16 protein-coding genes are annotated in these 20,879 nt (G+C 68.0%); 8 read left to right on the forward strand and 8 right to left on the reverse strand.

Features of this window, described 5'->3' with window-relative positions; translation table 11 throughout:
* Window positions 1-2: 2 nt before the first annotated feature.
* The 6 genes from ntrC to hflX all read left to right on the forward strand — a co-directional run bounded on the left by ntrC (window position 3) and on the right by hflX (window position 9,025).
* A complete protein-coding gene (ntrC, locus tag MKK50_RS12430) occupies window positions 3-1,475 on the forward strand; it encodes a nitrogen regulation protein NR(I) (protein ID WP_003600273.1) in 1,473 nt (490 codons plus the stop codon).
* An 87-nt stretch (window positions 1,476-1,562) separates the two neighbouring features.
* Window positions 1,563-3,200, forward strand: coding sequence for a DEAD/DEAH box helicase (locus MKK50_RS12435; RefSeq protein WP_499022636.1), 1,638 nt, complete (start codon window positions 1,563-1,565; stop codon window positions 3,198-3,200).
* A 63-nt stretch (window positions 3,201-3,263) separates the two neighbouring features.
* Entirely contained in the window at window positions 3,264-5,663 is a 2,400-nt protein-coding gene (locus MKK50_RS12440) for a sensor histidine kinase NtrY-like (RefSeq protein ID WP_499022639.1), read from the forward strand.
* Window positions 5,660-7,030 carry a nitrogen assimilation response regulator NtrX gene (gene ntrX, locus MKK50_RS12445; protein ID WP_253371697.1) on the forward strand — a complete coding sequence of 457 codons (1,371 nt, stop codon included), beginning with the start codon at window positions 5,660-5,662 and terminating at the stop codon, window positions 7,028-7,030. Before MKK50_RS12440 ends, ntrX begins: the two co-directional genes overlap by 4 nt.
* A 227-nt stretch (window positions 7,031-7,257) precedes the next feature.
* A complete protein-coding gene (gene hfq / locus MKK50_RS12450) occupies window positions 7,258-7,512 on the forward strand; it encodes an RNA chaperone Hfq (RefSeq protein WP_003600267.1) in 255 nt (84 codons plus the stop codon).
* A gap of 97 nt (window positions 7,513-7,609) precedes the next feature.
* Window positions 7,610-9,025, forward strand: coding sequence for a GTPase HflX (gene hflX, locus MKK50_RS12455; protein WP_499022641.1), 1,416 nt, complete (start codon window positions 7,610-7,612; stop codon window positions 9,023-9,025).
* A 155-nt stretch (window positions 9,026-9,180) separates the two neighbouring features.
* Here the strand turns inward: hflX and MKK50_RS12460 are convergent, their stop codons facing one another.
* From MKK50_RS12460 to MKK50_RS12495, 8 genes are all read right to left on the reverse strand, one after another.
* The gene (locus MKK50_RS12460) at window positions 9,181-10,749 is read right to left on the reverse strand and encodes a SulP family inorganic anion transporter (protein WP_499022644.1); all 1,569 of its coding nucleotides are present in this window, start codon (window positions 10,747-10,749) and stop codon (window positions 9,181-9,183) included.
* Between the two features lie 8 nt (window positions 10,750-10,757).
* The gene (locus tag MKK50_RS12465) at window positions 10,758-11,465 is read right to left on the reverse strand and encodes a carbonic anhydrase (RefSeq protein WP_499022646.1); all 708 of its coding nucleotides are present in this window, start codon (window positions 11,463-11,465) and stop codon (window positions 10,758-10,760) included.
* Window positions 11,466-11,764: 299 nt separating this feature from the next.
* Window positions 11,765-12,076: a hypothetical protein gene (locus tag MKK50_RS12470; RefSeq protein WP_253371689.1), complete on the reverse strand. Its 312-nt coding sequence runs from the start codon at window positions 12,074-12,076 to the stop codon at window positions 11,765-11,767.
* Window positions 12,077-12,912: 836 nt separating this feature from the next.
* The gene (gene copM / locus MKK50_RS12475) at window positions 12,913-13,299 is read right to left on the reverse strand and encodes a CopM family metallochaperone (RefSeq protein ID WP_499022649.1); all 387 of its coding nucleotides are present in this window, start codon (window positions 13,297-13,299) and stop codon (window positions 12,913-12,915) included.
* Window positions 13,300-13,328: 29 nt separating this feature from the next.
* Entirely contained in the window at window positions 13,329-13,712 is a 384-nt protein-coding gene (locus tag MKK50_RS12480; protein WP_499022650.1) for a hypothetical protein, read from the reverse strand.
* Between the two features lie 25 nt (window positions 13,713-13,737).
* Window positions 13,738-16,914, reverse strand: a complete 3,177-nt coding sequence (locus tag MKK50_RS12485; protein WP_499022652.1) for an efflux RND transporter permease subunit — start codon at window positions 16,912-16,914, stop codon at window positions 13,738-13,740.
* A gap of 13 nt (window positions 16,915-16,927) precedes the next feature.
* A complete protein-coding gene (locus MKK50_RS12490; RefSeq protein WP_499022655.1) occupies window positions 16,928-18,658 on the reverse strand; it encodes an efflux RND transporter periplasmic adaptor subunit in 1,731 nt (576 codons plus the stop codon).
* Window positions 18,659-18,729: 71 nt separating this feature from the next.
* The gene (locus MKK50_RS12495; RefSeq protein ID WP_499022657.1) at window positions 18,730-19,116 is read right to left on the reverse strand and encodes a hypothetical protein; all 387 of its coding nucleotides are present in this window, start codon (window positions 19,114-19,116) and stop codon (window positions 18,730-18,732) included.
* A gap of 628 nt (window positions 19,117-19,744) precedes the next feature.
* Between MKK50_RS12495 and MKK50_RS12500 the strand changes: the two genes are divergently transcribed.
* Both MKK50_RS12500 and MKK50_RS12505 read left to right on the forward strand, forming a co-directional pair.
* A complete protein-coding gene (locus tag MKK50_RS12500) occupies window positions 19,745-20,233 on the forward strand; it encodes a Ros/MucR family transcriptional regulator (RefSeq protein WP_253374048.1) in 489 nt (162 codons plus the stop codon).
* A 138-nt stretch (window positions 20,234-20,371) separates the two neighbouring features.
* Window positions 20,372-20,872: a chemotaxis protein CheW gene (locus MKK50_RS12505; RefSeq protein ID WP_499022658.1), complete on the forward strand. Its 501-nt coding sequence runs from the start codon at window positions 20,372-20,374 to the stop codon at window positions 20,870-20,872.
* The last annotated feature ends 7 nt before the right edge of the window (window positions 20,873-20,879 follow it).

The raw sequence follows: 20,879 nt of genomic DNA on the forward strand, positions 1-20,879 counted from the left end.
CCATGCCCAACGGCCACATCATCGTCGCGGACGACGACGCCGCGATCCGCACCGTGCTCAACCAGGCCCTGTCTCGGGCCGGCTACGAGGTTCGCACCACCTCGAATTGCTCGACGCTCTGGCGCTGGGTCGCCCAGGGCGAGGGCGACCTCGTCATCACCGACGTGATGATGCCGGACGAGAACGTGTTCGACCTGCTGCCGCGCATCAAGCGCGTTCGGCCGGAACTGCCGATCATCGTGATGAGCGCGCAGAACACCTTCATGACCGCGATCCGCGCCTCCGAGCGCGGTGCCTACGAGTACCTGCCCAAGCCCTTCGACCTGAAGGAGCTGATCGCGATCGTCGGCCGCGCGCTGTCACGCCCCCGCGGGACGCCCGCCCCGGGAGCCGGGCCGGAGAACGAGGACATCCCGCTGGTGGGCCGCTCGCCGGCCATGCAGGAGATTTACCGGGCGCTGGCCCGCCTGATGCCGACCGACCTCACCGTGATGATCACGGGCGAGTCCGGCACCGGCAAGGAGCTGGTCGCCCGCGCGCTGCACGATTACGGCCGCCGCCGCACCGGGCCGTTCGTGCCCGTCAACATGGCGGCGATTCCCCGCGACCTGATCGAATCGGAGCTGTTCGGCCACGAGAAGGGCGCCTTCACCGGCGCGCTCTCGCGCTCGGCAGGCCGGTTCGAGCAGGCGGAGGGCGGCACGCTGTTCCTCGACGAGATCGGCGACATGCCGATGGAGGCGCAGACCCGGCTGCTGCGCGTGCTTCAGCAGGGCGAGTACACCACCGTCGGCGGGCGCGTGCCGATCAAGACCAACGTCCGCATCATCGCCGCGACCAACAAGGATCTGCGCGTCTCGATCCAGCAAGGCATCTTCCGCGAGGACCTGTTCTTCCGCCTCAACGTCGTGCCCCTGCGCCTGCCGGCGCTGCGCGAGCGCTCGGAGGACGTGCCGGACCTGATCCGCCACTTCTTCGTGCTGGTGGAGCGCGAGGGCCTGACCCGGAAGACGCTCGACGCCGACGCGATGGAGCGGCTGAAGCGCTACCGCTGGCCCGGCAACGTGCGCGAGTTGGAGAATCTCGTTCGCCGTCTCGCCGCGCTCTACCCGCAGGAGACCATCACCGGTCCGGTCATCGAAGCGGAACTCGACACGCTCCCTCTCGCCCAGCCCGCGGCCAACGGCAACGGCGCGGCCCGCAAGAACGCGAACGGGGCCTCCGACAGCGAGACTTTGTCCGGCGCGGTCGAGCGGCACCTCGCCGACTACTTCTCGGGGTATCGCGACACGCTTCCCCCGCCCGGCCTCTATCACCGCATCCTGCGCGAGATCGAAGGCCCGCTGATCGGCGCGGCTTTGGCCGCCACCCGCGGCAACCAGATCCGCGCGGCCGAGCTCTTGGGCGTCAACCGCAACACCTTGCGCAAGAAGGTGCGGGACCTCGATCTGCAAGTGTTTCGCACGTCGCGGTGACCCGTTCCGCACTTCGCGACGACCTGTTTCGCACCGCGCGGTGATCCCCCTCTGTTCTCCTCGGCCGCGCTTCGCTAAAGGCGCGCCATGCTGCGCCTTCGCGAGTACCAGCGCGCCGCCCTCGACGCGCTCGATCATCACTGGGACGGGGGCGGTGGGCCCGGCCTCGTCGTGCTGCCGACCGGCGCCGGCAAGGCGCTCGTCATTGCGGCCCTGATCCGCGAATGGCTGGATCGGGCGCCAGACGCGCGGATCTGCGTCGTCACCCATGTCCGTGAACTCGTGGTGCAGAACCACGGCGAATTGCTCGCCTACTGGCCCGGGGCGCCCGCCGGCATCTTCTCCGCCGGTGTCGGCCGTCGGGAGGCGCACGCGCAGGTCGTATTCTGCTCGATCCAATCGGTCCGTGACCGGGCCGAACTGTTCGGCGCCATCGACCTCATCGTCATCGACGAGGCCCATCTCGTGCCGCGTGCGAGCGAGACCGGCTACGGCCGCTTCCTCGCCGCGGCGCGGGCGGGCAACCCGGATCTGAAGGTCGCCGGCTTCACCGCCACGCCCTACCGGCTCGATTCCGGCCGGCTCGACGAGGGCGAGGGGCGGGTGTTCGAGCGGATCGTCTACGAATCATTGGTCGGCGACCTGATCCATCGGGGCTATCTCGCGCCCCTCGTCTGCAAGGCGACCGCGCTCGCCCTCGACGTCACGGGGGTGCCGAAGCGCGGCGGCGATTACATCCCCTCGGCGCTGGAGGCGGCGGTCAACCGCGAGTGGATCACCCGCGCGGCGGTCGAGGAGATGGTGGGCTATGGCCGCGAACGGCGGGCGTGGCTCGCCTTCTGCGCCGGGCTCGCGCACGCCGCCTCCGTGTGCGACGCGATTCGCGCGGAGGGGATCTCCTGCGAGACCGTCACCGCCGAAACCGGCAAGCGCGAGCGGGACCGGATGGTCCGCGAGTTCCGGGCCGGAAAGATCCGCTGCCTCGTCTCGGTCGGCGTGCTCTCGACGGGCTTCAACGTGCCGGAAGTCGACCTCATCGCTCTGCTACGTCCGACCCAATCGGCCGGGCTCTACGTGCAGCAGGTTGGCCGGGCCCTGCGCCGGGCGCCGGGCAAGTCGGATGCGATCGTGCTCGACTATGCCGGATTGGTGCGGATGCACGGCCCGGTGGATGCGGTGACCGCCCGCAGCGTCGCGCTCGGGCCGGCACCTCTCGGCTTCGCGCGGGCCAAACCCTGCCCCGGCTGCGGCGCGCTGATCGCCCTCAACGCCAGCACCTGCGAGGCCTGCTGGGTGGAGCCCGAACCGGAGGACGAGGAGGCGCCCCACGCCGCGAGCGCGGAGGACGCCATGCCGATCCTGTCCGAATCGATCTCCCACTGGCGCGACGTGACCGGCTGGCGCCTCGACCCTGTCCCCGGTGGTTCGGGCCCAGACCGGCTCGAAGTGTCGTTTCGCTGGCGCGGCGGCGGATGCCGGGTCGAGGTCTGCCTCGAACATTCCGGCCATGCCCGCGAGAAGGCGGTGCAATGGTGGCGCGCCTTCGGCGGTGCCGATCCGGTGCCGATGTCGGTCGCCGCGGCCCTGGAACGGGCCGACGAGTTGGAGCGGCCGGAGACCCTGCGGGTCGAAGCCGCCGGCCGGCTCTCCGAGAGCGTGACGGTGCGGTTTTCCGACGGTCGGCGGTTCCGAGACGTGCGCCGCTGGGGCACCCTGGCCGCCTGATCGGCGCCTCGATCGGACTGATTCGTATTAATTTCGCCACACTGATGTGGCCCCGCATCAGTGATGCCGCTTCTGTCGCGACGTTCTCAAAAGGTGCCGTCCGATGCCCCGTCCGCCGAGGACGGCGCCGAGGCGGTCGCGCGCCGGTTCGATTCGCCCCCGCGCGGTCCGGGCTGGATCGGGGCGGCGGTGGTGCTCACGGCGCTGATCTCGGCGTCGGTCACCTTCCTCATCCTCGCCGGCATCATCCAGATCACGCGGACCCCGACCTCGGGCGTGGTGCTCCTCGCGGTCAACGCCGCGCTGGTTCTCGCGCTCGTCGTCGTGATCGCCTGGGAGGCGCGGGTCTTCCTGCATGCCCGGCGCACCCATGCCTCGGTGGCGCGGCTGCACACCCGCATCGTCGGGCTGTTTAGCCTGATCGCGATCCTGCCGACGATCCTGCTCGCCATCGTCGCCTCTGTGACGATCGATGTCGGCCTGTCGCTGGGCTTCACCGACCGGGTCCGCGACGTGGTGCTGAAATCCGTGCAGGTCGCGGACGCCTACCAAGAGAATCACTGCCAGTCGCTCGCCCGCGAAATCCGCATCTTCGCCGACGACCTGACCCGCGCGCGGCCGAATTTCGACGTGAATCGCGAGTGGTTCGAGGGCTTCATGACCACCCGCGCCCAGGCGCTCGGCCTACCGATCGTCAAGATCATGCGCGGGCCGAACGAGGTGGTGGCGCGCGCCAATATCGACGTGCTCAAGCAGACGCGCCTGCCCTCGGCCGCCGCCTTCGAGGATGCGGCCAAATCGAGCGACCCGATCTGTCTTCTGCCGAACGAGGGCCGGGTCTTCGCCGCCCTGATGCGGATGCCGGCCTACGACAACGCCGTGCTGCTGGTGCAGCGCGAGGTGAGTCAGCTCGCCATCGACTTTCCCGGCGTCGCCCGCGCCGCGGCGGCCGAGTACCTGACCTTCGACGAGCTGCGCCGCTACGTGCAGATCGCCTTCGCTTCGGTCTTCATCCTGATCGCCCTGATCACGCTGCTCTCGGCGGTGTGGTTCGGGCTCAACTTCGCCAACCGCTTCGTTGCGCCGATCCGCCGGCTCATCAACGCCGCCGACGAGGTCGCCGCCGGCAATTTCTACGCCCGCGTGCCGGCCCGGAAATCCGACGGCGACCTCGCCCATCTCGGCGAGAGCTTCAACACGATGACGCTGGAGTTGCGCCGCCAGCACGACGGGCTGCGCGCGGCCAACGACCTGATCGACCGCCGCCGCCGCTTCACCGAAGCCGTGTTGTCGGGCGTCTCACCCGGCGTGATCGGTGTCGATGCCGACGGCGTCATCACCATCGCCAATCCCGGCGCGGAACGGACGCTCGGTCTCACCGCCAAGGAACTGGTCGGGCAGCCGCTCACGAACGTCGTGCCGGAGATCGCGGCGCTGTTCCCGGAGGCGGAGGGACGCCACCGCGCCCTGCAGCAGCAGATCCAGCTCGTGCGCGGCGGCCGCGAGCGCACCATTGCCGTCCGCGTTACCAGCGAGCAGGCGCAGGGCGAGGCGCGCGGCTACGTCGTGACGCTCGACGACATCACCGATCTCGTCACGGCGCAACGCACCTCGGCCTGGGCGGACGTGGCCCGCCGCATCGCCCACGAGATCAAGAACCCGCTGACCCCGATCCAGCTCTCGGCCGAGCGCATCCGGCGCAAGTACGGAAAAGTGATCACCACCGACAAGGACGTCTTCGAGCAGTGCACCGCCACGATCGTGCGGCAGGTGGATGAGATCAAGCGGATGGTGGACGAGTTCTCCTCCTTCGCCCGGATGCCGAAACCGGCGATCACGCAGCAGGATCTGGCCGAGATCGCCCGCCAGAACCTGTTCATGCTGCGCATGGCGCATCCCGACCTCGACTTCCCGTTCGAAACCGTCGGCGAGGACGAGAAGGGCCGCGTCGTCGCTGCCTTCGACGTTCGGCTGTTCTCCCAGGCGCTCACCAACATTCTCAAGAACGCCGTCGAGGCGGTTCAGGCGGTGCCGGAAGACGTGCTGACGGCCGATGGCGGCAAGGGTCAAGTACGCCTGCAACTCCTCGTCGAAGACGCGTTCGTGGTGATCGAAGTCACCGACAACGGAAAAGGCTTTCCGGCAGAGGGGCGCCAGCGCCTGCTCGAACCCTATATGACGACCCGCGAAGGCGGGACCGGCCTCGGGCTCGCGATCGTTTCCAAGGTGCTCGAGGAGCATGGCGGGGGGATCGAGCTGAACGACAACCCGGAAGGGCGCGGCGGACTGGTCCGCATGCGGCTGCCGCGGGAAGTCGGACGGCCGGACGAACGGAATTCCGGGACCGGTGCGGGACAGGAGCGGGATCGCTCCGCGGCACCGGACGCGCGTGACAGGACAACGATGGATAAGAACACGGAGGACGCCATGGAAGCGCGACGCGTCGCGGAGGTGCTGCCATGAGCGCCGATATCCTGATCGTCGACGACGAAGCCGACATCCGCGATCTGGTCGCGGGCATCCTGGACGACGAGGGGCACCGCACCCGAACCGCGGCCGGGTCCGACGAGGCACTGGCGGCGATCGAATCGCGCCGGCCCCACCTCGTCTTCCTCGACATCTGGCTCCAGGGCTCGCGCCTCGACGGGTTGCAGGTGCTCGACCTCATCAAGGCGGGCCATCCGGACCTGCCGGTGGTGATGATCTCGGGCCACGGCAACATCGAGACCGCGGTGGCGGCGATCAAATCCGGCGCCTACGACTTCATCGAGAAGCCGTTCAAGGCCGACCGCCTGATCCTCGTCGCCGAGCGGGCGCTCGAAGCTTCGCGCCTCAAGCGCGAGGTGCGCGACCTCAAGGTCCGCTCAGGACAGGCCAGCCGCATCGTCGGCGCCTCGGTCGCGGTCAACCAGCTCCGCCAGACCATCGAGCGCGTAGCACCGACCAACGCCCGGGTGATGATCTCGGGCGCGCCGGGTGCGGGCAAGGAACTCTCGGCGCGCACCCTGCACGCCGCCTCCTCGCGGGCGAGCGGGCCCTTCGTCGTCATCAACGCGGCGACGATCACGCCGGAGACGATGGAAGCCGAGCTGTTCGGCGTCGAAGGCGGAGAGGGCCGGGTACGGCGCGTCGGCGCCCTGGAGGAGGCCCATGGCGGCTCCCTCTACATCGACGAAGTCGCCGACATGCCCAAGGAGACGCAGAGCCGGATCCTGCGCGTCCTCGTCGATCAGAACTTCCAGCGTGTCGGCGGCACCGCCCGCGTCCACGTCGATGTCCGCATCGTCTCGTCCTCCTCCCGCGACCTGACCGAGGAGATCGCCGCCGGGCGCTTCCGCGAAGATCTGTTCCACCGCCTCTCGGTGGTGCCGATCCGCATTCCCTCGCTCGCCGAGCGGCGCGAGGACGTGCCGGAACTCATCACCTTCTTCATGGAGCAGATCTCGGCGGCCACCGGACTGCCGCGGCGGCGCATCGCCGAGGACGCGATGGCGGTGCTCCAGTCGCACGACTGGCCCGGCAACGTCCGTCAGTTGCGCAACAACGTCGAGCGGCTGATGATCCTGACCCAGAGCGATCCGGAGCAGGAGGTGACGTCCGAGATGCTGCCGACCGAGATCGGCGCGCTCGTGCCGACGACACCGACCGGTGCGGGCGGCGAGAAGCTGATGAGCCTGGCCCTGCGCGAGGCGCGCGAGATCTTCGAGCGGGAATACCTCATCGCGCAGATCGCCCGCTTCTCCGGCAACATCTCCCGCACGGCCGAATTCATCGGCATGGAGCGCTCGGCTCTCCACCGGAAACTGAAGTCGCTCGGCATCGGGCCATAATGGCCGGCCGCCGCCCGCCTCTCGGGAGGACGGGCGGCGGGAGCAGTTGCAAGGGGTGGATATTGACGCTTTGCGCTGCGGGGGACCTCTTGCATCGCGGCAAGCTTCGCCCTGTAATGGAAACGGCCCGGCAGAGCGGTCCCAACACGTGAGAGCGCCGCCCCGCGCTTCAGCCACGGGACCCTGCTGATCCGTGGCGCGGGTCTCGAAACTAAGGATAAAAAGAAATGGCGGGCGAGCGCGCTCAGAACCTCCAGGATACGTTCCTGAATCATGTCCGCAAGAACAAGATCCCGCTGACGATCTTCCTCGTCAACGGGGTCAAGCTTCAAGGTGTCGTGACGTGGTTCGACAACTTCTGCGTCCTGCTTCGTCGGGACGGGCACTCCCAGCTCGTCTACAAGCACGCGATCTCGACGATCATGCCGGGTCATCCGGTGCAACTGTTCGAGCCGGACGAAACGGCGCCTGAAAAAGCCTGACTGTGCGAAGCGAGCCGGTTTCCGCCATTTGCGGACGTCGACGGATGTAAAATGGTGTCATCGTTCCAACATAAGGGAGCGATGACACGGAGACGCCATGACTGAAATCCTTCCGCCCGGCGAAGCACGCTTGCAGGCGAAGGCCGCCCCCGAGGGCGAGATTGCCGCCGCGACCCGCACGCTGGTTCTCGGCCCCTATCTCACACGCGCCGCTCAGCGGCTTGCCCCGGGACAGACGGAGACCGTGCGCTCCGACGAGGCGCGGCTCGACGAAGCCGTCGGCTTGGCCGCCGCCATCGAGCTCGACGTGTTCCGGGCGATCTCGGTGCACATCCAGCGCCCGCGTCCCTCGACCTATCTCGGCAAGGGCCGGGTCGAGGAGGTCACCGGGCTCATCAAAGCCGAGGAAATCGGCCTCGTGGTGATGGATTGCGCCCTCTCGCCGGTGCAGCAGCGCAACCTCGAAAAGGCTTGGGGCGCGAAGGTCATCGACCGGACCGGCCTGATCCTCGAGATCTTCGGCCGGCGCGCCTCGACCCGCGAGGGCACGCTTCAGGTCGAGCACGCCCATCTCGCCTATCAAAAGTCGCGTCTTGTGCGGTCGTGGACCCACTTGGAGCGGCAGCGCGGCGGCTTCGGCTTCCTCGGCGGGCCCGGTGAGACCCAGATCGAGGCCGATCGGCGGATGATCCAAGAGCGGATGACCCGGATCGAGCGCGACCTCGAAGCCGTGACCCGCACCCGCGGCCTCCACCGCAAGAGCCGCGCGCGGGTGCCTTATCCGATCGTGGCACTGGTCGGGTACACCAACGCTGGCAAGTCGACGCTGTTCAACGCCCTGACCAAGGCTGAGGTGCGGGCGCAGGACATGCTGTTTGCCACCCTCGACCCGACCGCGCGGGCGACCAAGCTGCCGCACGGCGAAACGGTCATCCTGTCCGATACGGTCGGCTTCATCTCCGACCTTCCAACCTCGCTGATCGCCGCCTTCCGCGCCACGCTGGAGGATGTGATCGAGGCGGACATCCTGCTCCACGTGCGCGACGTCTCGCATGGCGACACCCAGGCCCAGGCCGAGGATGTCGAGGGCGTGCTGCGCGAACTCGGAATCGAGGCGGATGCGGACCGGATCATAGAGGTGTGGAACAAGGCCGACCTGCTTGACGACGGCGAGCGCACGCGCCTGCTCAACTTGAGCGCGGCGCATCGCGGTGCCGGGCCGGCTCCGATTCTCGTCTCGGCTCTGACGGGGGAAGGTCTTCCGGAACTCACCGAGCGGATCGAGGGGCAGGTGGCGCGGGCGCGATCGACCTTCGCCGTGACGCTTCCGCCCGAGGACGGCGCCGCCCTCAACTGGCTCTACGAGAACGCCGAGGTGCTCGACCGCCAATCCGAGACCGGCGGCGCGATCGCGCTCAAGATCCGCATCGCCCCGGAGAAGGAGCCCCGCTTCCTCAACCGGTTCGAGGCGGCGCAGCGCGTCGGTGGTCCGCAGACTTCACCCGCCGCATAAAGCCTCGCCCATTTGCGGGTTAGAATTCTTCGAAGAGAAGATTCCAGCAAACGAAAAGGCCGGAGCCGCTCATCGCGGCTCCGGCCTTTTCCCGTTTCAGAGCATCGTCCCGAACGCCGGTAGCCCGCTTTCGTGACGATGCTTTTGCGTTTGCGTCAGTCCTTCGGCGCAGCGTGGGCCACCATCGCGAGGCTGTGGTGCAGGCCGCTCGCGCCGCCGCCCACGACTTCGACCCTCGACCCGGTCTTGGCTCGCCGCGTAGCCCATTCCCGGATCATCTCCAGGCAGGTGTGATCGACATGGCGCAGATCCTGCGCTTCGAGCCGGACCGGCGAGCCTTCCGGAGTCCCCTCCAGCGCCGCCGTGAGGTGCGGCAGTTGCAGGAAGGTCGCCGAGCCCGAGAGCCGCAGTTCCGGCACCGCCTGAAGCGCTCCACCCTGCACCGCCTGCGCCGCGCCGCCCTCGATCTTGAGCGGGCCGCGGATGTAGTGCGGGATCACCTGCAGCAGGCTGAGCGCGAGGCCGGTGAGCACGCCGGTGAGCAGATCGGTGGCGACGACCATCACCATGGTGGCGAGCCAGATCGCGGCGGTGGGCAGGCCGTAGCGCTCGTGCAGGTGGAAGGCGTGGGCGGGGCTGACGAGGCGCCAGCCGGTCACGACGAGGATGCCGGCGAGGGAGGCGGTCGGCACGACCTTCAGAACCATCGGCAGGACCAGCAGGAAGGCGAGGATCCAGGTGCCGTGCAGGATGGTGGAGGCCCGCGAGGCCGCACCGGCCTGGACGTTGGCCGAGGAGCGGACGATCACGCCGGTCATCGGCAGGCCACCCGCGAGGCCGCAGAGGATGTTGCCGATACCCTGAGCACCGAGTTCGCGGTTGTACTGCGTGCGCGGGCCGTCATGCATCCGGTCCACCGCCGCCGCCGAGAGCAGGCTCTCGGCGCTGGCGATGACCGCGAGGGTAACCGCCATCAGGATCATCGCCGGCTCGGCCAGGCGGCTCCAGTCGCCCATACCGGGCATGGTGACGGCGGAGAAGATGTTTTCCGGCACCTCGACGCGCTTGACGTCCATGCTGCCCACGACCGCGACGATCGTACCCGCCAGGACGCCCATCAGGGCGCCCGGGATCAGCTTGAGCTTGGCCGGACGGATCTTCTCCCAGCCGATCATCGCGACGATGGTGGCGAGGCCGACGATGACGGCTCCGGGGCGGTTGCCTTCCGGACCGGAGACGAAGTTGAAGAAGGCGGCGGGGATGGCGATGAGGTTGTCGAGGCCGCTGGCCTTGGGCAGGGCGTCGGTCAACACGTGGATCTGGGCCAGCACGATCAGGATGCCGATGCCGGCCAGCATGCCGTGAACGACCGCCGGGGAGATCGCCCGGAACCAGCCGCCGACCCGGAGCGCCCCGGCGAGAAGCTGGATGGCGCCGGCCGCGACTAGGACCGGCCCGAGGGCGTCGATGCCGTACTCACGCACGAACTCGAAGACGATGACGGCGAGGCCCGCGGCCGGGCCGCTGACCTGAAGCGGCGAGCCGGCGAGGAAGCCGACAACGATGCCGCCGATGATGCCGGTGATGAGACCACGCTCGGCCGGCACACCGGAGGCCATGGCGATGCCCATGCAGAGGGGCATCGCCACGAGAAAGACGACGAAGGAGGACGGGAGATCCCGACCGATAGTGGACGGCATCAGCCGGGCGAGGGAGGCGCGCATAGCAAATTCTACTCCGCTGCGATGGCGTGAGGGCCGGCGAATTCCGGCGTGGCGATCCGGGATGCCGAAGCCTGGGCGACGGGGACGCCCGTGGCTTCATCGATGGGGACGAAGCGGCTGCGCTCGCCGCAATAGGCGAGCACCTGGCCACTCTCGATTTCGAAGAACCAGCCGTGCAGGCGCAGCTTGCCGCGGGCCAACGCCGTCGCCACGCTCGGATGCGTGCGCAGATTGCTGAGCTGCACCACAACATTCTCGAGGGCGATCGCGCGGTGGCGCTCCTTCGGGCCCATTCCCTCGGGATAGGCTTCGCAGACGATCTGTTTCGCCGCATGGCTGTGGCGCAACCAAGCCGCCACGTTGGGCATGTTGCCGAGCGCCTCGGGATTCATGAGGCCCTTCATCGCGCCGCAATCGGAATGCCCGCAGATCACGATGTCGAGCACGCCGAGGGCGACGACCGCGTACTCGATCGCGGAGGACACGCCGCCGTTCTGCTGCGAGAAGGGTGGCACGATATTGCCGGCGTTCCGGCACACGAAGAGGTCGCCGGGACCGGATTGCGTGATGTGCTCGGGCGAGACGCGGGAATCGGCGCAGGCAATGATCAGCGCCTGCGGCTGCTGGCCGTCGCGCACCAGCCGCTGATACATCTGCTGCTGGCCTGGGAAGACCGATCCTCGGAAGTTCGAGAGGCCTTGGATGATGCCGTCCACGTCAAACCCCGCTGTCCGTCACCACGCGTGAGCCGACACGCCGGGACGCATGAGATGCTGGCTGGATGACGGGCGCGTTCCGCCCGCCGATCCGCGAAGTCCAATCAGGCAAGACGCGGTGATGCCGGCGCCTCCGTCAGGCACGAGGCAACCAGCGCCGTCGCATGGCCTGCGACGACGTGTGAGCCGGCTCGATGTCGTCCGGGAATCCGGTCGGCCCGAGGCGGCGCGGCCGGAGATCGGATAGCAGGGACGTGGCCGGCGGCGCGGGTTGAGCGCCGCCGCCGGACAAGCCTTCGTTAGCGGGCCCGGCGCGGAGCGGTGCCGGCGGACCAGCGCGGCTGCACCGTACCCTGACGCAGAGCGGCGGTGGGGACTCCGCCCTTGGCGCCAGCGTTCTCACTCAGCATCGGCGCGCCGAGGATCTGGCCCGAGCCGGCACGCTGCGAGTGGAGCGAGCGGGGGTCGTGGTAGGGATCGTCCACGTAGCTGCTCATGAAACCGCCGCCAGCCTGCTGGCGGCTGCCGTTTCCACCGTCCTGCGCCTGCGCCGTGAGCGGCAGGGCAACGGCCGCAGCCGCCAGGAAACCGAGTGTCACAATGCGCTTCATGTCGAACATCCTCTCGTAATCCCTGAGTGGCGAACTTTTTTTCGTCTTTTTCAGGTGTCGCAATAAGACAGTAATTCCCGGAATTATATTTGGAAAGTGCGTTTTATCACCGGAATATACTTTCAGTTTAATCCTGGCAGATTGTTTGCTTCGTGCGCTACGGCACATTTCGGCGATAAACTAGCCGTGATCGACGGATGAAAATTTATCGGAATTGTCCAGGATTAAATCCAACTGCACTTTGAACAGTTTCTCTGATCGTTCATCGACGACGTGAATAGCGGTCGATCCTCAATGTCAGTGGACCCGCAAGACGTCGTAGCGTTTGAACGAGGGTAGCGACCACCACCGCGATTGGACCAAGCAGTCGTCGGACAGTCGGATCGGATCGGCGGACTTGACGCGACCAGCCCCGCATTGGAGCAAAGCGATGGGCTGCAAAGAGCAGAACCGCAGAGGAGTAAACATTAAAATATATTTATAATTATATCAGCACACGCTGTAAATCGGTCATCTCTCGACTAAAAATCTAGTAATACACATATATTTGGATCTCACTCACATACATCGAATCGTAATTTATCTTCCTCAAGCGATCTCGAAGAAAATTTATTGCGATATAATTTATTCGCCTGGAGCACGGCCTCCGCCCCAAACCTTGTAGACCTGCGCTATTCCAACACTCTCGTTGACCCGTCACATTGAGATCTGGCGCGAGATCCCAGCCTCGAAGCGTCTCGGACGGTCGATCCCGTGGCATCGATCGAGCGGAATGCTTCGAAGCCGAGCAGTTTCAAGAACCGCCATGTTCTTGGAAGCGATCTGGCGACAGCCTCTCAGCGGTGCCCGGCGGCCTGCTTGCGCCTGAGGAAGGCTTCCATCTGCGCGATCTCCGTGTCCTGCGCCTTCACGATGTCTTCGGCGAGCTTGCGGATCTCGGGATCCTTCGAGTGTTCGAGAGCGATCTTCGCCATATCGATCGCGCCGCGATGGTGCGGGATCATCCCGCGCACGAAATCGACATCGATGTCGTTGGTGTAGCGGATGTCCATCTCGCGATGCATGCGCGCGTCGGCCGCGCGAAAGGCTTTGGTCGCCGCGCTGTCATTCGCCGCGGCCTTCGCGTCCGGTCGACCATGGCCGTGATGGTGGTGCGGGTCCTGGGCGAAGGCTGCACCGGCCAGCATGCAGACGAAGAGACCGGCGGGGATTGTTTTCGGCATCGAGAATGCTCCTGGATCGGGGACGGAAATCAATCGAAGCGGGCGCTGGCGGTGACGCCGCCGGGCCCGGTGATGCGCACGGCGCCGCTGGGACGGTCTCCCAGGCTCGCCTCGGCCGTGCCGGCGAGCCGGTTGCCCGCAGGACTGAGGAGGACGCGGGCGGCCTTGGCGCCGGATTTGAAGATGGCGACCGCCTTGAACCCCTCGACCGGCAGGGGCTTGCCGTCTCCGTCGCTGAGATAGACCGAGACGGCCTCTGCCCGCGTCACGAGTTCGGCGTGCCATGCGCCCGCATCCTCGATACGACCGCCATTGGGGCCGGGCGGATGGTCGTGAGCATGGGCGTGCTGGGCGCTGGCGGGTGCAGCCAGCAGAACCAAAGCCAGCACGGCGCAGGGCATCGCACGGTTCATCGATCGTCTCCTTGAATGCGATGGATCAGAAGGCTTCACGCACCGGTGCGTGCAGCGCGTCGGTCCCGGCCGGGGCATGAAGCCGGGCGAAAGCGCCCCGCCCGAACGTCAGGACGAGGACGGGGGTGAGCACGGCATCGAGCAGGGTCGCGCTCATCAGGCCGCCGAAGATCGTCACGGCGACGGGGTGCAGGATCTCCTTGCCCGGCGCCGTGCCGTCGATGAGGAGCGGCACCAGGGCGATGCCGGCCGACAACGCCGTCATCAGCACCGGCGTCATCCGCTCCAGGCTCGCCCGAGTCACGAGAGCGGGCCCGAGGGCCAGGCCTTCGTCGCGGGCGAGGTTCAGCATGTGGCTGATCTTGAGGATGCCGTTGCGGGCGACGATGCCGGTGAGCGTGACGAAGCCGATCATCGAGGCGACCGAAAGCGGCAGGTCGGCGATCCAGAGCGCCAGAACGCTGCCGATCAGGGCCAGCGGCACGTTGCCCATCACGATCAGGGCCAACGTCACCGAGCGGTAGCGCCCGTGCAGCAAGGCGAAGACGAGGGCCAGCGACACGAGGCTGAGCCCGCCGATGGTGCGCGCGGCCTCCCCTTGCGCCTCGTAGCTGCCCTCCAGCCGGGCGCTCACGCCCTCGGGAAAGCGGGTCTCGTCGAGCACGCGGCGGATGCCGGCGATGATGGCTGCCATATCGGTGCGGCCGTCGGAATTGGCCTGCACCACGATCCGGCGCCGCCCGTTCTCGCGCAGGATCTGGTTCGGCCCATCGGTCTCGCGGATGTCGGCGACCTCGCGGGCCGGCACCCAGCCCGAGGGCGTCTCGATCAGGAGGTCGCCGAGCGCCTGCGGGCTGCGCCGCGCCTCAGGCAGACGCAGGGTGACGTCGAAGCGGCGCGGCCCGTCGGCGATGGTCGAGAGGGTGCGCCCGTTGGCGAGCCGGGCGATGGTCTCGACCACGGTCGAGGGCGAGACGCCGTAGAGGGCGGCGCGGCCGTAATCGACCCGGATGTCGAGTTGCGGGATGCGTACCTGCCGCTCGACCTGGAGGTCGGTGACGCCGGGCACCGCTGCCGCAATTGCCTCACGAAGGCCCTCGGCCGCGGCGCGCAAGGCGTCGAGGTCGTCGCCAAACAGCTTCAGGGCGATCTCGGCGCGCACGCCCGAGAGCATGTGGTCGAGCCGGTGCGAGATCGGCTGGCCGACATTGACCGTCACCGGCAGAACCGCGAGCCGTTCGCGGATCTCCGCGATCACCGTCTCGCGGGGGCGGCCCGCCTTCAGCCGTACTTCGAGATCGGAGGAGTGGACGCCTTCCGCGTGCTCGTCGAGTTCGGCGCGGCCGGTGCGGCGCCCGACGGTGGCGACTTCCGGCACGTCGATGAGGAGCCGCTCGGCGATGGCGCCGACGCGGCTGCTCTCGGCGAGCGAGATGCCGGGGCGGAAGGTGGCGTTGATGGTGAGCGAGCCCTCGTTGAAGGCCGGCAGGAAGGCGCGCGGCAGATGCGCCGCAGCAATTCCCGCCGCGACGACGCAGAGGGCGATGCCGGCCATCAGCACCCGCGGATGGGCCAGGGCCACCTCGAGCAGCGCCGCGTTGCCGGCCTTGAGCCGCCGCACCAGCACCGGTTCGCGCTCGGCCAGGCTCTTCATGCCCGGCAGCAGCCAGGAGGCGAGAACCGGCGTCAGGGTGACGGAAACGAGCAGGCTCGCGAGGATCGCGACGATATAGGCTTGGCCGAGCGGGGCGAAGAGCCGGCCCTCGATGCCGGAGAGCGCGAACAGCGGCACGAAGACGAGCACGATGATCGCGGTGGCGTAGACGATGCCGGAGCGCACCTCGCTGGAGGCAGCCACCACCACATCGAACACGCTGCGGGGCGAGCCCTCGGCCCGGTTCTCGCGCAGCCGGCGGAAGATGTTCTCGACATCGACCACCGCGTCATCGACCAGTTCGCCGATGGCGATGGCGAGCCCGCCGAGCGTCATGGTGTTGATCGAGAAACCCAACAGCCAGAACACCAGGGCCGTGGCCAGGATCGAAACCGGGATCGCGGTGAGCGAGATCAGGGTCGTGCGCGCGTTCATCAGGAAGGCGAACAGCACTACGGCCACCACTGCGACCGCCTCCAGCAGGACCCGCTCGACATTGGCGAGCGAGGTCTCGATGAAGTCCGCCTGCCGGAACAGGATCTTCTGGGCGTCCATGCCCTTCGGCAGGGTGGGCGCAATCTCCTTCAACGCTGCCTCGACGGCCTGCGTCAGGCGCACGGTATCGACGCCGGGCTGCTTCTCGACCGAGAGGATCACCGCCGGCTCACCGCGATAACCGCCATCGCCGCGCTTGGGCCGCGCCGCGAACGCCACCTCGGCGATCTGGCGCAGGTAGACCCGGCCCTCGATTCCCGGATTGCCCGTGCCGGATAGGCCGGCTTCCGCCGTCGCGCCCTGCGGGGCGGCCGGGATCACGAGGTTGCGCAGATCTTCCAGGCTCAGGGTGCGGCCGATGTTGCGGATCAGGATCTCGCGGGCATTGGCATCGGCAAACCCGCCGCCGGCATTGGTGCCGAAGCCGGACAAGGCGGTGGCGAGCGCCTCGTTGCTGACGCCGAGCGCCCGCATCGCCGCCGGGTTCGGGCTGACGCGGAACTGGCGCACCTCGCCGCCGATGGGGATCACCTGCGCGACGCCGGGGATCGAGAGCAGGCGCGGGCGGAGGGTGAAGTCCGCGGTCTCGCGGACCTGCATCGGGTTCGATGTCTCGCTCGTGACGGCAACGAGCAGGATGCCGCCCATGATCGAGGCGACCGGACCCATCTGCGGGACGATGCCGGCCGGCAGCTCGGAGCGCACCAGGGCGAGGCGTTCGGCCACGAACTGGCGGTCGCGGTAGAGGTCGGTCTCCCAGCCGAATTCGACGGTGACGATGGAGAGCCCGGCACTCGACACCGAGCGGACACGGGTGACGCCGGGCAGGCCGTTCATCCGGGTCTCGATCGGATAGGTGACGAGTTGCTCCACCTCCGGCGGGGCGTAGCCCTCGGCTTCCGTCATCACCGTGACGGTGGGACGGTTGAGATCGGGCAGCACATCGACGGGCAGGCGCGTGAGCGCGAGGCCGCCGGCCAGCACGAAGCCGAGGCAGAGGGCGAGAACCAGCACCCGGTTGAGCAGGGCGGCGCGAACGAGGAGGGCGAACATAGCGCGTTTCTCCTCAGCGGACCTGATCGAGAAGTTCGGCGCCCTGCACCACGACGCGCCGGCCGGCGTTGAGGCCGCCGGCCACGATCACTTGCTCGGCGTCCAGCGGCTCGACCCGCACGGGCCGCGGTTCGAACCGCTCGGCGGAGACGTGCTCGTAGACCACCGCGCCGCTCTCGGTGCGGACGATCCCCGCCCGGGGCACGGCCAATCCCCCGATGGTCTCGCCGGTCGGCGCCAGCACGGTCACGAACTGACCGAGCCGGACGCCTTCGGCGCTTCCGGTGATCGCGAACTGCACCGGCACCGCTTGGTTGCGGTCGGCGAGGCCGGTGCCACGGGAGGCCAGCGCCAGCGTGCGCCCATCGGGCAGCCGTGCGGTGGCAGCGGCGCCGGGCTCCAGGCCGACGAAGCTCAGCGCCTCGACATAGAGCTTGTCGGGATCGACGATGCGGAACACCATCGTGCCCGCCGCCGCCATCTGGCCAGCCACCGCAGCCCGCTCGGCGACCACGCCGTCCACCGGAGCGATCAGTTCTTCCGGCGCGCGGCGGATCGTGTCGAGGGCGGCGCGGCGGTCCTTCAGGCCGGCGAGTTCGGCGCGGGCGTCCTCCAGAGCGGTCTGAGCCACCGCACCGGTCGCGGCGAGGCGCTCGTAGCGGGCGACCTTGCGGCCGGTGATGGCGATCTGCTGGTCGAGGTCGCCTTGAGTCTGGCGCATGTCGGAGAGGTCGACCGCCTGGACCGGCGGCGTGACGGTCGCCAGCACCTCACCCTTGCGAACCCGTGTGCCGAGATTCGGGAAGCCACCGGGCGGGGGGGCGAGGCGGCCGCCGACCGACGATTGCACCACGCCGCTGGCATTCGGATCGGCGATGACGCGCCCCGGCAGTTCGACGGTACGGCGATGGTCGGCGATGCCGGTCAGGCCGGTGCGCAAAGCGAGCAGGCGCTGCATCGATTTGGGGACGAACACCGCACCGCCCGGCAGGCGCCGGGCGCGCTCGACGGGTGCGGCCGTGGGCGCGGTGAGCGCCACCCCCTGGACCGGCGCGGCCTCCTCTTCGCCGGACCCGTTTTTCTCGTGATCATGCCCCTCATGGGCGAGGGCGGCCGTACCAAGGAGCAGCGTCAAGGTCAGGGCGAGGACCGCGAAGGCGGGGAGCGCCCGGCGCGAGCGCACGAGCATGATGACGGCGAGCCCGAGCAGGAATCCACCCGCGGCCGCACCGATCGGACCCTGATGGGTGAGATGGCGCCGGAGATTGGCAAGCCACGCCGACGCCTCGGCCTGGACCGGCCTCGCTGCCGCCTCCGGTTCGGGCAGGTGCAGGTCGAGGGCCAGCACATCCGTCGTTCCGTCAGCGGTCACGGTGGCAAGCAGGTCGTATCGCTGACCCCAGGCGAGCCAGGGTGCGGCGATCTCGTAGACGCCGTCGCCGACGGCCCGCGTTTCGGCCGGGCCGTCCGGCGTCTCGATCTCGATCTCGGCGCCGTTCACGGGCTCATTGCTGGTGAAGCGATCGAGATAGAATCGTATCCGGTCGCTCGACGCCACCGCCACGAGTTCGAAGGTGGCCGAGGCCGCTTCGGCCCGAGGGGTGGTCCGGGCGGGGAGGGCCGGCGCCTCGACGCCGTGGCTGTGCCCCTCATGGGCCAGGGCGACACTGCCTGCGGCCGATGCAGCGGCCAGCACGAGCGAGACGGCAAGCGCCCGAAGCGCCGCCGCGATACGGATGGACATGGAGAACCAAACCTTCGCCGGATGAGCAACGACATCACCTGGTACGGAGCGTACCGGATGGGGATCGGGCGTCAGGCGAGGGTTCGGGGCGGCTCGATCTGCGCCTCGGGCACGATGCCCGACAGACGCGGCCCGTCGCGCGCAGGAGCAGAGGCCTGCGCGGCGGCCGGCGGAAGGGCCGGAACCGGTGACGGGGCAAGTCCAGTCGCGCAGCAGGACGACGGCGCATGGCCGCATGTGCCTCCGGCTGCGCAAGCCGGGCAGGCACAGTCCATCCGGGATGGCTCGATCACCGGTATCGCGTCCGCTCGAACGATCGGCATCGGAGCGGCGAGCCGGACGTCCGATCCGGCGATCGCGAGGTCACGCGTCGCGGCAACGACCGGCTGCGTCCGAGCGACATGCTCGTGCACACCGTGCGCGCGGGCGCCGGACGGCAACAGCACGGCGGCGATCATCACGATCACCGCCGCCAGCCAGAGCGCTATGGGACCAGCGGACTTCATTGTCCTCGACCCGTAGCACGGACGGCCCGCTATCAACAGAGGGCGGCGGGCAATGCGTGCGGCAGTCCCGGCGTTCACAAGAATGACATTTGCTGCCCGAAATCGCTCTCTTCATTGGACTTGGAGACACAAATCGAGGCTTGATGACGGCGCGACGGATCGTCTCGCACCGGTTGTATAGCGAAGAATATGGGTGCTTAAGACGTCGAGGGGTCACCCGTTTCCCCGATTTCTCCCCGCGGGGTTGACGGGGTTGCGGACACGGTGCGGTAGCGTCCTTCCGCTCCACTGTGCCAATTGCGGAAGCCGAACTGAAACTCTCGATCCGTCCGTCGCTTATAGGACGTTCCGGTTGCGGCAACGCTCCGGGTCAGCGTCGGAAAGGTTGAGCTATGACACACCACTGGATCGTGCGAGCACGCCTTCCATTTAACGTTCTACGCTTCAACGACAACGCTGGACTTGAGTGTGCCATCCTCAATACCCACAAGCTTGACATAGTTTTTCGAATTCTTCTCTTGCATCGGTGCGCATCACGTATGATTTTGGCGCCCGGGGGCCTACGGAACGGACAAGCAGAATGACAGAAGAAAACCAGAAATCGTTCAACGATTTCGTCGAACTGGCGAGCGATATCGTCTCGTCCTATGTGTCGAACAACTCAGTCCCCGCTTCCGAGCTTCCGGGCCTGATCATCAGCGTGCATACGGCGCTGACGACCCTCAGCAGTCCCGAGGCCGTGGCCGCTCCCGCCGAGGAAGCGATCGAGAAGCCGTCCTCCGGGCAGGTCCGCAAGTCGGTGACGCCGGATGCGATCATCAGCTTCATCGACGGTAAGGCTTACAAGACGCTCAAGCGCCATCTCGGCACGCACGGCCTCGATCCCTACTCGTATCGCCAGCGCTACGGCCTCCCGAACGACTATCCGATGGTCGCGCCGAACTACGCCGCGCAGCGTTCCGCCCTCGCGAAGTCGATCGGCCTCGGCCGGCCGGGTGGCCGTATCGAGGAAGAGGCCCCCGCGCCCGAGCCGGCGACGAAGTCGCGTTCGCGCCAGAAGGTCGCCTGAGCCGGCGCTCGCCGCAGGAACGGACGGCCGGACCGGTCGTTCGTGAAACCTTTGCGTTCGGCGAGCGTCAACCGCATGATCGAGGTGACGAGCGGTCCCGTCGTCCGCTCCCGCGGCGAACCGCCCCAAGGACATGCGATGGCGCGTCTGCCCACCCTGCTTCTCGACATCGCCGGGACGACCTGCGCCTTGCCGCGGGCCGAAATCCGCGAGATCCTCCCTCTGCCGCGCCTGCATGCACCGCCGGCCGCGGGCGGTCCTCTCGCGGGCTTTCTCAATCTGGCCGGCGAGCCGGTGCCAGTCATCGATCTCGCCGCCCTGTTCGCACTTCGCGACGCCGGCAGCGGTCGCGATCCCTACCGGCACGTCGTGCTGGCCCGCGGGGGCGACATCGCCTTTCTCGTCGACCGGGCTCTCGACCTCGTCCAAGTCGAGGAGGAGTCGCTGCGGCCGGTCGAATCCGCCCGCAGTCTCAATGGCTGCGTCGTCGGCGAATTCGCGCGGGGCGACAGCCTCGTGCATCTCCTCTCGCTCGACCGCATCCTGACGCTCGAAGAGCGGACCCGTCTCGACGCGCTGACCCGGCAAGCGACGACCCGACTCGCCCGGTTCGAGCCAGAGGGGGCGCGAGCCGTCTGAGGACGAC

Source organism: Methylobacterium sp. J-043 (genome assembly GCF_022829505.1).
Classification (GTDB): domain Bacteria; phylum Pseudomonadota; class Alphaproteobacteria; order Rhizobiales; family Beijerinckiaceae; genus Methylobacterium; species Methylobacterium extorquens_A.

Bases quoted from the DNA above. Each gene is read 5' to 3' on its own strand.
- ntrC (WP_003600273.1), top strand. From the start codon at position 3: ATGCCCAACGGCCACATCATCGTCGCGGACGACGACGCCGCGATCCGC.
- MKK50_RS12435 (WP_499022636.1), top strand. From the start codon at position 1,563: ATGCTGCGCCTTCGCGAGTACCAGCGCGCCGCCCTCGACGCGCTCGAT.
- MKK50_RS12440 (WP_499022639.1), top strand. From the start codon at position 3,264: ATGCCGCTTCTGTCGCGACGTTCTCAAAAGGTGCCGTCCGATGCCCCG.
- ntrX (WP_253371697.1), top strand. From the start codon at position 5,660: ATGAGCGCCGATATCCTGATCGTCGACGACGAAGCCGACATCCGCGAT.
- hfq (WP_003600267.1), top strand. From the start codon at position 7,258: ATGGCGGGCGAGCGCGCTCAGAACCTCCAGGATACGTTCCTGAATCAT.
- hflX (WP_499022641.1), top strand. From the start codon at position 7,610: ATGACTGAAATCCTTCCGCCCGGCGAAGCACGCTTGCAGGCGAAGGCC.
- MKK50_RS12460 (WP_499022644.1), bottom strand. From the start codon at position 10,749: ATGCGCGCCTCCCTCGCCCGGCTGATGCCGTCCACTATCGGTCGGGAT.
- MKK50_RS12470 (WP_253371689.1), bottom strand. From the start codon at position 12,076: ATGAAGCGCATTGTGACACTCGGTTTCCTGGCGGCTGCGGCCGTTGCC.
- copM (WP_499022649.1), bottom strand. From the start codon at position 13,299: ATGCCGAAAACAATCCCCGCCGGTCTCTTCGTCTGCATGCTGGCCGGT.
- MKK50_RS12480 (WP_499022650.1), bottom strand. From the start codon at position 13,712: ATGAACCGTGCGATGCCCTGCGCCGTGCTGGCTTTGGTTCTGCTGGCT.
- MKK50_RS12485 (WP_499022652.1), bottom strand. From the start codon at position 16,914: ATGTTCGCCCTCCTCGTTCGCGCCGCCCTGCTCAACCGGGTGCTGGTT.
- MKK50_RS12490 (WP_499022655.1), bottom strand. From the start codon at position 18,658: ATGTCCATCCGTATCGCGGCGGCGCTTCGGGCGCTTGCCGTCTCGCTC.
- MKK50_RS12495 (WP_499022657.1), bottom strand. From the start codon at position 19,116: ATGATCGCCGCCGTGCTGTTGCCGTCCGGCGCCCGCGCGCACGGTGTG.
- MKK50_RS12500 (WP_253374048.1), top strand. From the start codon at position 19,745: ATGACAGAAGAAAACCAGAAATCGTTCAACGATTTCGTCGAACTGGCG.
- MKK50_RS12505 (WP_499022658.1), top strand. From the start codon at position 20,372: ATGGCGCGTCTGCCCACCCTGCTTCTCGACATCGCCGGGACGACCTGC.